At 30.1% G+C, this 15,871-nt stretch carries 11 protein-coding genes and 1 pseudogene; 1 reads left to right on the top strand and 11 read right to left on the bottom strand.

Annotated elements, in window-relative coordinates; all coding sequences use genetic code 11:
- Positions 1-185: 185 nt before the first annotated feature.
- The 11 genes and pseudogenes from BN346_RS02135 to BN346_RS22015 all read right to left on the bottom strand — a co-directional run bounded on the left by BN346_RS02135 (position 186) and on the right by BN346_RS22015 (position 14,107).
- A complete protein-coding gene (locus BN346_RS02135; RefSeq protein WP_034438869.1) occupies positions 186-695 on the bottom strand; it encodes an RNA polymerase subunit sigma-24 in 510 nt (169 codons plus the stop codon).
- Between the two features lie 220 nt (positions 696-915).
- Positions 916-1,704 (bottom strand): hypothetical protein, encoded by a 789-nt coding sequence (locus tag BN346_RS02130; protein WP_034438867.1) that lies wholly within the window; start codon positions 1,702-1,704, stop codon positions 916-918.
- 113 nt (positions 1,705-1,817) lie between these two features.
- Positions 1,818-4,976: a sacsin N-terminal ATP-binding-like domain-containing protein gene (locus BN346_RS02125; RefSeq protein ID WP_034438866.1), complete on the bottom strand. Its 3,159-nt coding sequence runs from the start codon at positions 4,974-4,976 to the stop codon at positions 1,818-1,820.
- A gap of 18 nt (positions 4,977-4,994) precedes the next feature.
- Positions 4,995-7,691: an ATP-dependent helicase gene (locus BN346_RS02120; protein WP_034438864.1), complete on the bottom strand. Its 2,697-nt coding sequence runs from the start codon at positions 7,689-7,691 to the stop codon at positions 4,995-4,997.
- Between the two features lie 200 nt (positions 7,692-7,891).
- Entirely contained in the window at positions 7,892-9,223 is a 1,332-nt protein-coding gene (locus BN346_RS02115) for a recombinase family protein (RefSeq protein ID WP_034438863.1), read from the bottom strand.
- Positions 9,168-10,457: a recombinase family protein gene (locus BN346_RS02110; RefSeq protein ID WP_034438861.1), complete on the bottom strand. Its 1,290-nt coding sequence runs from the start codon at positions 10,455-10,457 to the stop codon at positions 9,168-9,170. The genes BN346_RS02115 and BN346_RS02110 overlap by 56 nt, the downstream gene beginning before the upstream one ends.
- 226 nt (positions 10,458-10,683) lie before the next feature.
- Positions 10,684-11,241: a hypothetical protein gene (locus BN346_RS21480; RefSeq protein WP_034438860.1), complete on the bottom strand. Its 558-nt coding sequence runs from the start codon at positions 11,239-11,241 to the stop codon at positions 10,684-10,686.
- A gap of 102 nt (positions 11,242-11,343) precedes the next feature.
- Positions 11,344-12,017: pseudogene (locus BN346_RS02100) on the bottom strand (N-acetylmuramoyl-L-alanine amidase).
- Positions 12,010-12,417, bottom strand: coding sequence for a phage holin family protein (locus BN346_RS02095; RefSeq protein ID WP_034438858.1), 408 nt, complete (start codon positions 12,415-12,417; stop codon positions 12,010-12,012). The pseudogene BN346_RS02100 and the gene BN346_RS02095 overlap by 8 nt, the downstream one beginning before the upstream one ends.
- Before the next feature lie 40 nt (positions 12,418-12,457).
- Positions 12,458-13,816: a hypothetical protein gene (locus BN346_RS02090; RefSeq protein ID WP_101541662.1), complete on the bottom strand. Its 1,359-nt coding sequence runs from the start codon at positions 13,814-13,816 to the stop codon at positions 12,458-12,460.
- 51 nt (positions 13,817-13,867) lie between these two features.
- Positions 13,868-14,107: a hypothetical protein gene (locus BN346_RS22015; protein WP_034438855.1), complete on the bottom strand. Its 240-nt coding sequence runs from the start codon at positions 14,105-14,107 to the stop codon at positions 13,868-13,870.
- Between the two features lie 287 nt (positions 14,108-14,394).
- Here BN346_RS22015 and BN346_RS02080 point away from each other — a divergent pair, with 287 nt between their 5' ends.
- Entirely contained in the window at positions 14,395-15,846 is a 1,452-nt protein-coding gene (locus BN346_RS02080; protein WP_148361069.1) for a hypothetical protein, read from the top strand.
- Positions 15,847-15,871: the final 25 nt, after the last annotated feature.

The following is a 15,871-nucleotide window of genomic DNA, read 5'->3' as shown; positions in this document are numbered from 1 at the left end:
ACATGTGTGTAGACAAACCTTCAATACAATTTGGCAAATATTTCTTAGCGACCCCTTAGGTCTTTTTATAACAAGGGGGTTAGGCTTAAAACTGGGATTATAATTGAATTTGCAATACCCATCAATCTATCTTTTTGGGTTTTGCATGTTGAAAGATATCCAAACTACGCCCCCCCTTTATATGCCTATACCTCTTCATCTCCAACCAGCAATTCTTTAAGCCATTTAGGTAATTTGTTAACCTTCTTAAACTCTAGAATTTTATCAGCAATTTCTTTAGCATCCTCTTTCCTCCAAAATCTATCCTTAATGTAGCAGTCTCTACAACAATACTTTAGATGCTTAATGCCTAAAGACTTAAATTCTTTTCCACAGTATGAACATTTTAGATTATATGATTTATGATGTGTTTTGTCCCATATTCTCTTGCATTCCATGCAGCAGTATTTTCTCTTCCTTCCAGTTGCATTCTGTTTGATTTCTTTGCCACATTGGAGGCAAAGTACATATAAGAATTCTTCCTGCAATAACATCTTGCGTTTCATGGCTAACTCTTCACCAAAACCATCCAATCCATGCCTCCTGCAATATCCCCTTACAGAATCACGTGATAAGCCAATTTCATTTGCTATCTGTTTGTATCCTATACCTTGTTGTCGCATTTGTTTAACTTTTTCCTTTTGCTCACCTGTCATTACTACATCACTCCTTTTTGAGTATTCATCACTCAAATCGAATAAGGAGTCAAGAGGTAATTTAATTACAGTTCAACCAGAATTTTATTTAAACTATTAATTTCATTTCTAAATAACCCTCTCTTAAATATTATCATCTATTTCCGGCTCATCAATATAATATAAACAAGCATCTGGAACTACTTCCATGAATTTTTCATTAAAATTGGGATACTACTTATTAGTACATCAACTTCCTATATTCATCTACGATATCTTGTCTCAATGAATTTATTTGTAATTTTACCTGTTCATTTCTTATTACACTATCTTGGGCATTCATTTCAACAATATAAGATAATGAATTCAATAAATTTATCAAAGAACTGTTATAGAAAAATGTATCAGCTCCATATATCTCACATAATCTATCAATTTCATTTAAAGCATTAAAAGCGTTATATGCAAAATCATTATTACAGATATAATTAATTATCCACTTAAAATCTTCATTTACTTTAGCTTTTTTGTCAGAGCCAATCAAATTATCCACAAATCTTTTATCAATCCTTACTGTATTAAAATACTCATCATATAAATTAGTTTTTTTCAACTCTGATATAATTCTATTTTCATCCCATAATTCTATGTTTATGCCATGCTTTTGTCTTTTTTCTTTACTCCATTTACTCCACCACATCTGATTTTCCAACGTAAGTACTACTGGTACACATAATACCCATGTACTTAATGAACTTCCTAGGGTTGCAAGACACTTCTTAAAAGATTCTCTTATCTGTCCTTTTTGTGAATCCGCAAAGCCATCGATAAAAAATTTGCATTGAAATACCATTACTTGTGAATTAAAATTTCCAACAAAAACATCAATTCCCCCATCACCTTGTTGTACTTTTATTTGATATGAACTTCCATATAACGAATTCGTTAAATGCCAGCATATTTTTTCGAATTCACTCCTCGCTCCATCACTATTGTATTTGTCAACTAAATATTTAAATCCTCTATTCATATATCATTCCTCCACATACTTAACAACATTAAATCTTCACTATATAACTTATTGATTAATAAAAGTAGTTTTATCCAAATATAGGTTGTTAAAAATCATATATACTATTCCCATTATAACTCCAAATGAACAGGATGAGCATACAGTTTGCCTTCGAGCCAAGTCTTATACGGATTAGGAATCTTTTGTATTCTAGAGTTAGGCTTTCCTGCGTTACTTACAACATATAAGTTATACATACTACCTTTTCCTTCCAAGTGCAGTTTCTTAGCAAACTCCCATTGTGATCCTGATACTGATAATAACTCTTTACCCTCTCCAGACTTAGATTTTACTTCAATATACTCTTTGATTACGCTGTTTTCCTTTATTACAATATCATACCCTACTGAAACCTTGCCTTGAAAATTCATATTTTCAACTTCAATTACCTTATCATCAGCAACTACCTTAAATCCCTTTTGTGTTTCCTCAATATTTAAACCTTTCTTCAAATAAATTTGTTGCATAGATGCTATTACTTTCTTTTCACCCCAATTACCTATAACTTTATTTTTGTTAGAAGTAGGTCGTATTACTATTCTAGTTTTAACATCATTACTATTATTTTCATTATTGTTTTCATCTTTTCCTGGATTGCTTTTTTCATCATTATTGCCTTCTTCTTGACAGCTAGATTCTGGATTAGTATCTTCTTCCTTTTTTTCGTTCTCTTCTTCATTAATATATTGCCAATCCTCAATCTCTGTAATACTCTGTTCTGGAGATTCCTCTATTGCAATCTCCTCAGTTTCTTCAGTTTCATTAATTGTATTAAGTAATTCACAAACCTTATTCCACTTTTCATCTGTTAAATCCATAATAACATTTAATCTTTCCCTTACATCTTCAGGTAATTGCTCAACAATGTCAGGTTTAAATTTTAGATATGAAATCAAAATATTTGAATTATCACAGTTATATTCCTTAGAAAGTTCTTTTCTGAGAATTTCATTTGGCGAACACCATTCTTTATCTTGGTTTAGAAGCCATTTCTTTTCATTTAGAATATTAATAAAATATGCATAGAAATATTTTTTATAAGCAACATGGTAAGTCCATTCATAAGTTCCTAAAAAAAAGTCATTAGTAACTCTTGACATTAAATTCCACAAAGCAATTGATTTGTCTATTGTTATAGATTTCATTATCTCATCTAAGCTATTCACAGTAAAATCATTTACACTTTCCCATGAATATTGAGTACCTCCCCTAAGGTTTGATTTAAAATCATAACTTAATGTAGAATCTATAGGAATACGTTTTAGATTTCTATTTACTCCTATCTTATCCAAAAAATTTATAAACTGATTTTCACAACCATATCTATCATAAAGTTCACTTGTAATAAACCATTTGTTCTCAATATCTTTGAATAGCACTATTAAATCTTCATCTCTAAAATAAATATTGTATGGATAATTTAATACAACTGACGAGTGATTTATATCTTCACATATCATAATTTGTTTATTTTTTATTTCATTTATTATCCGACTTTGACCATTACTATCAGCTTTACAAAAAACCTTATAGATACTCTTAAAATCATTATAATATTCTTCTCTAGTAACTTTTTTATCTTGTAAAGGATATTTCTTTGTTACTGTTTCTATAATAATATCTATAGAATCTGCTGCCTTAAGTCCAAGCTTGTCCATACACTCCTTAACTTTTTCTTCATTAAACAAAGATTTTTTTAAGGTTCTTTTAGATGTAATATTTTCATTTGGTATGAAAGCATACTGTTCTTTATTTAAATAGGGTTGTATATGATTATTTTCTTCATTTCTAATAATTGGCTTCGATCTTAAAACCCCATTATAACCTACTCCCAAAAGTGCTGGTCTTTCATTTGCAGCCTTATAAAACTCTATCATCCAATCATCTGATTTACTTGATAAAAACTCTTCAGTTAAGCTTCTTGAAAAATCATCAAATGCAATCTCTTTTATTTCAAGTTGCTTTAATAAATACTTTCTTAATTCTTTTGTTTTATCTTCTGTAATATTTGTATCCAACCAAGTGTTTCTGTTATACAACATTTTCAAGTCACAAGAATCTAATAATTCCACCATATCACTACCACGTGCAAGTACTAAATTATATGCATTTTCAAATTTACCATCAAAAGTCGGTAATACTTTATTTGTTCTAAGAACATCTTGTACCGAGTCAAAGCACTTCTTGTATATGATATTTTTCTCACAGTATTCAGATTCAATAGGTAATAATTCTAGAAATTCTATGTTAATAAGATTGAGATTTTTTACTTTTAGTATACTATCGGCTAACAACGCTGCTGTTTCTTCTAATATCTTCAAGTTTTCTGGATTATCAAAAGGTATGTTTTCTCTATTTGGTGTTGTTCTATATGGCCCATGCATATAAAAATTCAATAATGTATCTTTTTCCGTAGGAAAATATACTATTAATTTCGTATTAAACTCCTTAACAAGGCTCTCATAAAAAATATCATTATCTTTCTTTACTTCAGCCTTAAAGGCTATTCCTAAATTTAATTTATCACTAGAACTAAACTTACGTTCAAAAACAAGATATCGTGCTTCTTCTTTTTCTGATAAAATATTTATAAATTTACAACCTTTAATCTCTTTAACTAATTCAGGTTGTTTAACATACGTCCCCTTTTCATTTCCTATTTCCCAATGAATCATCTCGATATTTCTTAAAAATAGTAATGTCTTTATATCTAGACTCTTAAGTGCAGTTTCTATGGAATCATATAACACTTCCTTACTCCTGCTAATATGATTAAATGGTAAAATTATATATGTACCTGATTTATTATATTTTATATTGTCAACCTCTTCAGGAACTACAAAATCATGTATCTTTACAGAATATTCACCAGAATAAATATATGGTGTCTGAGTAACTGCAAAAACAGACTTAAATCCAACTCCAAATTTTCCAATATTATTAATATCATCTTTTTTAGTTGATTGACCAATTCCAGTTATAGCTTTTATATTATCAAAATCAAAGTCCTTCTTACTGTTGTGAAAAAACTCCAAGTTATCTTCACAAAGCCTAAAAGTAACTTCTGTAGCCCCTACATCTTCAGCATTTTGAATTAGCTCAAAAATAAAATGTGATGGATCATTATATAAACCTGCTAAAATATCATGAAAGTTAAATCCATTATTCATGCTTATTTCAAGCCATTTCTCACGTATTAATTTAAGACTTTCAAAATCAGTTATATTCACAATAATCTCCCCCAAATGCTATTCTATGTTTAACAGCTTTTTCTTTTCATTTGAAATGCACAAATGCATCATATAGCAATTTGAACATTTTTCTTTTGAACATTTCTTTTCTAGTTTATTTCTTCTTATACTATTAGCAGCTAAAATAATTTTCTCTTCTGTATTTCCAAGCATCCTTTCATTGACTTTCTTTCTACTTTGTTCATTATTGTCCAAATTATAAATTTCAATAAAATCAGCCTGTTCACCTGTCAATTCTTTATAACCTAGTGCATATATCTTCAACTGCTCTTCCCCAATGCATTCAACTACACTTCTATGTGCCGTCTTAAAATCTACAATAAATGTCTTTTCAGCTTCGCCTATTTCTTTTCTTTTTACAAGGTCTACCCTTCCATTTACCCTTATGTTATTTCCTAAATCTAGTTCTATATCCTTTTCTACAAATCTAATATTTCTAAAATCATCCAAATTTTTATTATAGTAATCTTCTATCGATCTTTCTGCATTAGCTTGCATTAGAATTTTCATCTTTGCATTAGCATATGGTAAATAAAAATGTGTGTTTACAATATTATTGAGTTCATTAGATTGTACAAACTTTCCATCCACATATCTTTTATGAATATCCATAACAATATTATGGAGCGATCTTCCATAACCCATCGGGGCTACTAAGGGCTGTACAAAGCCATAGAAAAAAGTAATTTTAAATCTATACTTACAATCAAAGTAATCCTGAAGTATAGAAAAATTGAGTCCTATTGGCTTTTCATCAAATTGCGAGATTGGTAAAACCTTTCCTTGTTGGCTAACAGTTTCATCATGTTCAAATATATATTTTGAATGTTTTGCTTCTATAAAAAACTCAGAAGGCTTTTGAGAATTCTTCTTGTATGGTGAACGAGTTAGATATAAAATTTTTTTTGATCGTGTTACTGCAACATAAAATAATCGTCTTTCATCTTCTAATGTCCCATCATATCTAGATGAATTAACAATTGCTTCTCTAGGTATATAATGCCATATATTTTTGCCACCAATTTTTTGTGCAGGAAAAATATTATGATTCATTTGTGGAACAAAAACTGCTGAAAATTCTAAACCTTTGGATTGATGAACTGTCATTATATTTATAGCATCTGGTCTAATGTAAGTATTTTGCATATGTCCCTCTGGATAATAATCTTGTGCTGTGTATTCTAAAAAACTACAAAAACATGCTAATTTAAAAGCAGGAGCTGATGCAAAATAGATTGCTTCAAAATCATCAATAACCTGACTAAACTTACCCAAATTATATAAAATTATTTCAGTATTGCTTACTATACTCCCTTCCTCTTCTTTTAGTTCAATTTGGCTTATAAAATCATGAAAAATTTGTTGTAAAACAAATGCATGATAAAATTTAATTTTAGCAACATCGTAATTTTTAAGATTTTGTATTGCATTTTCTATATCATTTTTCTTTAACTGATATTTTACAGATAGCCATGCATCTAACAATTGTTTTTCATCCACATCTCCTTTTAAGAAATCAAATATCATTTTTGAAGCCAATGCCTCTGGCGTTAAAAAAAGTTCATTTACCCCTTCAACAATATATGGAATTCTATACTTATCCAAAATATTTACTAATTCAGAGCCAAACTTCTTCATTCTAAGCAATATAGCCATGTCAGAGAACTTAACCCCAGAATCTCTCAACTCAATAATTTGTTTAGCAATAAAATCAAATTCTTCCGCAATATCTCCAAATTCTTTGTAAACTATATCACCTTCTTCATAAGGTAATTCAGAACTTGAAACCATCTTCTTATTTAGTCTTTCAATATTGTTTTTAATTACTGTATGTGCAATATCAACGATTCCTTTTGTACTTCTAAAATTATCGTCTAAAACTATTGATTTACCAACATTATATCTATTTTTAAATGTTAAAATATTACTTGAATCACTTCCTCTAAATTGATAAATAGTTTGATCATCATCACCAACTATACATAAGTTTGCTCCTAGCTCATAAATTGTTTTAATGAGTTTTTCTTGTATTGGATTTATATCTTGATATTCATCAACCGTTAGATACTTAATACGATTTGATATCTTCTCCCTAAGTTCTTTATTAACTTGCAATTGATTTAATGCTTCTTTTAGTATTAATGAGAAATCAAAATAATTGTTACTATAAAATACCTCACAATATTTTTCTTGAACTTGTATTAATTTTTCCGGAATCTTATCATTATCGATTTTACTTTCATTTAAAGCACTTATTATGGACATAAATAATCCTGTTTCTTTAAATCTCCGCATTCCCAAACTTTTCATTCCAATTGAATCATAATTTTTATCTATAAATAGTTTTGTTTTTATGGAATCAAGGACAGTAAATTTTTGAAAAATAGAAACATAATCTTGAAGCAATTTCAAACAGAATCCGTGAACAGTACCCACATACATTTCTGCAAGTCCATTAACTTCACCAATCTCCTCTTTTACATATTTATAAATTCTATTTTTTAATTCATTAGCAGCCTTTTCAGTAAATGTAAAAGCGACTATATTTTCAGGTTTTAAATCTCGTTTAGTTTTTAAGATATTAACTATTCTTCTTGTAACAACACCTGTTTTCCCAGAACCAGCACATGCAATTATCTCTAGATTTTCATCCAAAGTGTTTATTGCTAATAATTGAGAATCCGTAAGCTTCACAACAATCCCCCCCTAAAAATCAAAGTACACTATTTTTCTATTATATATAAAACAAATACTCACAATTCTACATAATAATTGTACAACCATTTACATAATTTTAACAGTGATTTGTCTCAGTAGATTAATATTTAATTATATAAAGTAAAAAAGCCATTCAAAATGAATTCATTCACCTCAAATGGCTATACATTCAAACCTTATTCAATTGCAACTTCTATCTCAGTTCCATCAAGAAAGCTTACAATAATCTTCTCTCCTTCAAACACAGTCATCTTCTCTATAATCTTTAAAAATAAATTTACATCAAATTCTTTTATTGGCTCTGCCTTTTCAATAACTTTTATAAACTGCTTTGACCTATATCTTACTAAAACATCCTCACTCTTTAGACCATCCTTCCACTTCTCCATAAAATAATCCTTATTTTCAATAATAGTATTGAAGATATTTATAAAAGTCTGGTATAAAACCTTATCATCAATGTGTTTATTTTGGCAGCCTTTTTCACCTTTTCTTTTATACCTATTGCTGCATATCCAAACTTTTCTTTTAAGATTTTCATTTGTGGAATGCCATGTCTTCCTACCAAATGGACTGCTGCAACGCCCACATATAACTCTTCCTGCAAAAGGATTATCTAATGTTGCATAGTCTAATTTAAATACACCGTAAGTTTCAGCAAATACTCGCCTTCTTTCCATCTCAAGTTGTACTGCTTCCCACATTTCTTTATCTATAATAGCTGGATGGCTTTCTTCAACATAGTATTGAGGAACTTCTCCATTATTCTCTGCTCTTTTCTTACTAAGAAAATCAACTGTATAAGTCTTTTGGAGCAAGGCATCTCCTTTATATTTTTCATTAGTTAGTATTCCTCTTATGGTGCTTTCATACCATTTAGATTTACCATTCCAACCTTTAATACCTTCTTCTTCAAATTCTCTTGCAATTCTATTTGAGCCTTTTCCATCAAGGTACTCCTTATAAATTCTTCTTACTATCTTGGCTTGTTTTTCATTTATTATAAGGTTGCCTTCCTCATCTTTATCATAACCTAAAAACTTTACATGATTAATCCTAACTTTGCCTTGTTCAAATCTTCGCCTTATGCCCCAAGTGCTGACTTGACTCAAGTTATTAGATTCCTCTTGCGCAAGTGAACTTAAAATAGTTAATAAAACCTCTCCTTTAGATTCTAAGGTATTTATATTTTCCTTTTCAAAAACAACTCCAATTCCAAGTTCTTTAAGTGTTCTTACATAATTCAATGTATCAAGAGTATTTCTAGCAAACCTTGAAATGGACTTGGTTATTATCATATCTATTTTTCCAGCTTTGCAATCCTCTATCATTTTATTAAACTGCTCTCTCTTTTTAGTATTTGTTCCTGAAATACCTTCATCAGCATAAATTCCTGCACATTCATAATCTGGATGCCCATTTATAAAATTAGTATAATATTTAACTTGTGCTTCATAACTTGATAACTGCTCTAATTGGTCTGTTGATAATCTGCAGTAAGCTGCCATTCTTTTTTTCTGTGACTGTATTTGCTCTGCTATGTTGGTTCTGTTTGTTCTTGCAGGTATAACTGTAATGTTTCTTGCCATCTTTAATTTCCTCCCTCACAATAATTTCTTCCTTTATATCAAGCCTGTTTACAACCTCATCATCAATTGATGTTCCAGTACAGGCACCTTTTCCATTTTTAATATAATTACTGCATTGCCATACTATTTTTTTACAAGAATGCTTACTATTCCAAGTTCTCCTCCTTAAGGTAGCGCCGCATTTACTACAGTGGAGCATTCCTGTTAGTGGATACCTATTTGTGTACTTATCTGTATCTTCTGCAACATTTCCTTTGGCTTCTGCTCTTTTCTTTATCTCTTCTTGAACCTGTTCCCACATATCTCTTGAAATAATAGCCGAATGATCATCTTCTACATAATAACTATCAATTACACCATTATTCTTTATAGAACGTTTTTTTAAGTGATTAGGATTATAATATTTCTGAAGTATAGCGTCTCCTTTATACTTCTCATTTCTTAAAACTCCTACGATTGTGGTGTCATGCCATCTTGCTCCTCCAATTGTAGGAACACCTTCTGCATTAAGTTCCTTTGCAATGATAAAACTCCCTTTGCCACTTAGGTATTCATTAAAAATTCTTTTTACCACCTCAGCTTCTTCCTGATTTATAATCAAATCCCCATACTCATCCTTGTCATATCCTAAAAACCTTTTTGCATTAATTATTACTTCACCTTGTTGAAACTTTTTTCTCGCCCTCCATTTAAGGTTATCACTTACACTTTTACTTTCTTCCTGTGCAAATGAAACGAGGACGGTAAGCATTAACTCACCGTCCCCTGATAAGGTATTTATATTTTCTTTTTCAAACCTAACTTCTACCCCTATATCTTTAAGTTCTCTTACTATTTGTAGCATTATTGCTGTATTCCTTGCAAATCTTGATATGGATTTTGTGATTATTAAATTTATTTTTCCTAATCTACAAAACTCCAACATTCTTTGAAATTCTGGTCTATTTTCAGTAGTTCCTGTGATACCTCTATCTGCAAATACTCCTACAAACTCATAGTCTAGATTATTTGATATGACATTTTCATAGTATTGTATTTGATTCTCTAGAGATGCTTCCTGCTTTTCACTATCAGTTGAAACTCTTGCATAAGCACATACTTTTTTCTTCTGCTTTTGTATCTTTTGTATTGGCTCTATAATCCTTACACGCATTGCATTTTCTCCTTTCTATCAAATTTGTACTATTCTATCAAATTTGTACTATCATATATCACTCTAAAAATGATAGAAGTCAATCCCCTAATGATAAATATATCTATTATTTATTAAAACAGAAAAAAGGTAGTACAAATCCCACTACCACCTTTAATCAAGTAAATATCTATACTTTTTACTAAGAGTATCAATTCTTAATGAAAACATTAAAAAACTAATATTGTTACTTATTCTTATTATATATATTTTCAAAGTAAGATCTTTTTTTCTTATTTTTTTCTTCCTCTATAGCTTTTTCTTTGGCTTTTTTCATACTTGTTTCTCGTTCTATTTCTTTTCTCTTACTATCAATTTCATACTTCAAGGAATTAATTTTATTGTAAATCTCTTTACACCAATTTCCTTTCTCCACCCACTTTAATTTTGAATAGTATTTTACAAAGTAACTATCCTCATTCCAATTGATATATTCATTTGGTATAAGTGACTCAGCAACTTTTAATTCTTCACCCTTATTAAAAAGTGTTATAGTAATTGTCCAATCTGCCCATTGTGATATATCTACTCTTATACCCTCTAATTCTAAAGTTCTTCCTAAAGCCAAAAATTCTCCACATTCATGTGCATCATGATTATTGATTTTCAGATTAATCTCCTCTCCATATTTAGCTACATAAAATAGTGTATTTAAATCTATTTCATCATTTGTAGATTCTATAGTTTCTATTATGTTAGTTTTATTTTTTTCTTTTCGTGATATAAATTTCTTTATATTTAACACTTAGTCCCCCCCCCTAAAATTAATTTTGTGAATGTAATAAACACTTACATTCAATACTATATTATGAATATTCTTATACTAAATATGATTTTAACACTAAAATTAGCTATTAAACACCATAATCGTTGCATCAAAACCTACTGTCTTTAACTTCTTAACTTGATTTTCAGCATTTTCTTTTACATTATAAGAACCTGCTATTACTCTATAAAGAGTTTCTTCATTTGTAGATTGTATTGGTGATGAAACTTCAATATAATCAACTCCTATTTGTGCTAATATTGCTTTTGCTAAAGCCGTAATTATTTCATTTCTCTTTGAATCAAATAAATTATTATCCCCTGTGTTATCAATAAAGCCAATCTCTACAAGAACTGCTGGTGCTTTAGTTTCTCTTAACACATGATAGTTGGCTTCCTTAACTCCCCTATCTACAAAACCCAAGGCTACAAGAGATGTTTGTATCCTTTCAGCTAATGCCTTTGCTCTTGTGCTTGCATTTAAATAAGTATAGGTTTCACCTTTTCTGGCTCATAAGCATTTCTATGAAAGGATATAAAACAATCATAGCTATTTCTATTTTCAAAATTACTTCTATCGTTAAGACTTACTGTAGCATCTAAAATTCTTGTTTCATCAACTGTAACTCCATGTCTTCTAACTTGTTCTGCTACAGCTCTGCCTATACTTAGTACATCATTACTTTCTTTTCTTCCTTCATAGCAAGCACCTCTGTCTTCCCCACCATGTCCATAATCAAAACACACTCTAGCCATTCTTCTTCTCCTCCTTTAACTGTTCTAATATATTTTTTAGCTTATCTGGTATTGGAAGTCCTATCTTTGCTGTGTTTTCTAATATGCTAATTCCTTCATTAGAAATGTAGAAAAAAATAACAGCAGTGCGAATTGCACCACTGCCTCCTAGTAAATAACAATCAATAATATGTGCTACCCCTACCAAAACAAAGGTAAGCACTTTTTTAAATATTCCTCTAAAGCCTACTTCACTTGATAGCTTTTTCTCAAGTATTGATGCCATAATTCCTGTTATATAATCAATAACAACAAAAGCTACAAGTGCATATAAAAAGCCATCTGCCCCACCTAAAATCCATCCAATCCAACCACCTATGGATGCAAATATTATTTGTACTGTTTCAATAATATCTTTCATTCTTAAGACCTCCTTTTTATATAATTAAAACCCACTCAAATCAATGGGCAGGCATCTCAAGTGGATTAACATAATCACATGTAAAGTCATATTGAATTTTCATTGTGTTAACTGGTGTCTTTGTTACTGGTTCTGGAAGAAGTGTATGCGCTGATGCTGGTACAATATAATATTCATCTATGCTTCCTCTATTAAAATCATTAAAAGCAAATAGTGTTTGAGTTTCTTTATCCCAACTTATACTATAGTAATCTTTTGAAGTAAGGCTTGTACTCCCATAAATATTTAAATTACTATTTAATTGAATACCTCTATAGCTACTTACTATTACATATAATTTATTGTTTGGTATTCTAGTAATGTGTAACTTAGAAGATGTTCCTGAATATACTTCTACTTTTTTAACAAATGTACCATCCTTATCATACATAACTATACAGCTTTTATAATCTCTACTATTACCATCTTTATTAATACATCCGTTATATGTTATATAAACATTACTTTCTGTAACAGCAATATCGTAATATTGAACATCATATACTAAGTTATCTGGTACTTTAGCACTTTTAGAATAACTTCCTATTACACTAAAATTCTTATCTAACTTTTTAAATGAACCATCTTTTATAAGTACCCAAAAATATTCTCCATCATAAGCTATAGCTTTTGCTTCCACTTTTAATGTTAAATTATTCTTCTTTTCAGTAGTGAATTTGTCATATACATTAACAGTAGTTTTATCAGGCTCTAATGCATAAAGGTTATGCTCATCAGTACATAAATTATACTTTGGGATATAATAGCTTTCTTCTCTTATATTCCTCTTTTTATAAGTACAATTCATCCTTGGCTTTTGAGCCTCACTGCTATTATCTTGTCCACCTGTCCAATAAATGCTTTTAAATGTTCCATTGGCAGCATGTGTTGGAAAATCAAATACAAAGTGTTTTATTCCTTTGCCACCTTTATTATCTCTTGACCATTCCCCTTTGTTTATAGTTCCCATAAATTCTAAATCTCCACTATATGTGTACCATGCATCGGCATAACCTATAATATCTCCCCATGTAAAATAATCATAAGGATCTTCTTCTATATCACCTGTAGTTAAATTTAAAACCCTAAAGGGATATGTTCTAAATATTTGTTCAAGCAACCGCTCCTGTTTATTATCAAGCATTGGATAATAGTACCCATCCAAAAAAGCTGGATTTGCTAAAACTGCTGTTATTCTATTTTCACTTTTAGCTTCATAAATTTGCTTTCCAGTTAAGTCATCATAAAGCTTTACTGTAGCTATTCCTTGAACTGGCATTATTAATTTATTCTTTACTTTTTCAATTCTTCTACCTGTTAATAAATCTTTACTATATGATATACTTTCTCTAACCCCCAAATTATCATCTCCTTCCATATAAAATTTTATATATGAGTAGGTAGGAATTTTTTATTTAAAGCTTATATTATAATTAGTTGTAATTTTTTTATCTCTAAATAAATTATTATTTAAGTTCATACCTTCACCAAATATAACTGGTATCGGCTTTTCAAAAGTGATTATCTTATTTTCTGCTTTTAACTTATCAAAATACATTCCATTAATATTAATAAGTGGCTGATATTCTTTAACCTCTGCATGAGGAGGTTCTGAACTAAGTCCCCCTTGAAGATTTCTACCATCTATCATACATTGAAGATTAAACTTAGATATTTGTATATTTCCACTATCAACGCATAAAAAAATACCTAAATAGTGAGCACCACTTTTAACCTGTGGTATTCCTATAGGTATTCCTACAACATTATCTCCTTTTAAAAGCTTTTGTTTTGGTGTGAAAGTTATGTCTTTTCCATCAAGTTGAATTTGAATTATAATTGTACAATCTGTACATCGATTATAACGATAAAGAAGGAAATAAACGTCCAGTTATCAACTCTGTTTGGTTAAAACTTATTGGTATAAATCGCGTACCAATGATTATTAAAAATCAGCAGTTTGTAAGAAGACATTTAAAATGGACTACATTCCTTCGTTCTTTCTATTTAAATGAAGATGATATAGGTACACCTGAATCAATAATGCTTCCATCACAAAACACTGCTGCACCTTTATTTTTATCAGCACTTGTCTTTTTATTTACAGCACAAGATTTTGCGGATATGGACGTTCAAGAAACTGCAGCAATTTCAACTGCACGAAAAAATGCTGTAGAAACATTTGTCAATAAACATGTTTCTATAGTATCCAAAAAACGTAATGCACTTCAAAAGGAACTCAAAGCATTTGATGGTGTTGATGTAGAATCTGAAATTCAGTATCTTGTAGATAAACTTTCTGATGCAGAAGCTGCTATCACTGCTGCTACTGAAGAAAGCAAAGATTTACTTGGCACATTATTGGAATATAAAGAAAAAGAGGCTGAATGCCAGATGATTCATTCTCGCTACCAGTCACTTAAATCTCAATATATTTCTGATATTCAACGTTTGACCTTTATTACTGAAGGAGATGCTTTGATGAAAAATGTTCCTTCAAATGATAAATGTCCATTTTGTGATAGTGCTATCACTCATCAAAGCAGGAAATCTTATATTGAGGCATCTCGTTCAGAATTAGCAAGAATCATTTCCCAATTACAAGGGTTGAACGAAAGTGAGTCTGACATTATTTCAGAGCTGGATGAAGTTCGTGGCAAATTAGAAAAACTCGAAAATCGCCATTCTGAAATTGAACTGTTAATTGAAGAAGAATTAACTCCTCATGTGAATGAACTTAAAGCTGCAATAGCAAAATATCGCACCTATATAGAATTACAAAATAAAATTGAAGTGTTACATACAGTTTCCCAAGACTTGCAAGCTACTCTTATTGAAGAGCCTGAAATACCAAAAGAAAAAATAATCTTTAGACCAAAAGACCACTTTCCTAAATATTTCAATGCCAAGATGGATGAATATGCATATAACATTTTGGAGGAATGTCAGTATCAAGGCCTTAATGCTGTACATTTCAATTTAGGCAGATTTGATTTAGAAGTTAATGGAGAACGTAAATCTGAAAGCCATGGTAAAGGATACCGTGCTTTTATAAATACCGTCCTTGGTTTGGTATTCAGACGCTATTATATTAATGATGCTGTATATAATCCTGGATTATTCATGGTCGACTCTCCACTTCTTGGCTTGGATCAAGGAGTGGATGATCAAAATCCAGAAAGCATGAAAAAAGGATTGTTACAATATTTCATTAAACATCAATCAGAAGGCCAAACCATTATTGTAGAAAATTCAAGAGATCTTCCTGATATAGATTATGAAGTAGCCGGAGCTAACGTCATTGAATTCACTCATGATAATTATGTAAGCAAGTATAAAGAAAGTCGATACGGTTTTCTTATTGGAGTTGTTGGTAAAGAAAATGCTTAATTGAATGCAATTGTCGGCTAGACAA

Origin of the sequence: Clostridium ihumii AP5 (genome assembly GCF_000612845.1) — a bacterium.
GTDB lineage: Bacteria > Bacillota > Clostridia > Clostridiales > Clostridiaceae > Clostridium_J > Clostridium_J ihumii.
The sequence above is the reverse complement of the archived record's forward strand: the minus strand, read 5'-3'. Positions and strand labels throughout refer to the sequence as shown.

What these genes read in the sequence shown, in the direction of transcription:
- BN346_RS02095 (WP_034438858.1), bottom strand. Translation starts at nt 12,417, where the DNA reads ATGAAAGATATTATTGAAACAGTACAAATAATATTTGCATCCATAGGT.
- BN346_RS02115 (WP_034438863.1), bottom strand. Translation starts at nt 9,223, where the DNA reads ATGGCAGCTTACTGCAGATTATCAACAGACCAATTAGAGCAGTTATCA.
- BN346_RS22015 (WP_034438855.1), bottom strand. Translation starts at nt 14,107, where the DNA reads ATGATAGATGGTAGAAATCTTCAAGGGGGACTTAGTTCAGAACCTCCT.
- BN346_RS02135 (WP_034438869.1), bottom strand. Translation starts at nt 695, where the DNA reads ATGACAGGTGAGCAAAAGGAAAAAGTTAAACAAATGCGACAACAAGGT.
- BN346_RS02080 (WP_148361069.1), top strand. Translation starts at nt 14,395, where the DNA reads ATGATTATTAAAAATCAGCAGTTTGTAAGAAGACATTTAAAATGGACT.
- BN346_RS02110 (WP_034438861.1), bottom strand. Translation starts at nt 10,457, where the DNA reads ATGCGTGTAAGGATTATAGAGCCAATACAAAAGATACAAAAGCAGAAG.
- BN346_RS02130 (WP_034438867.1), bottom strand. Translation starts at nt 1,704, where the DNA reads ATGAATAGAGGATTTAAATATTTAGTTGACAAATACAATAGTGATGGA.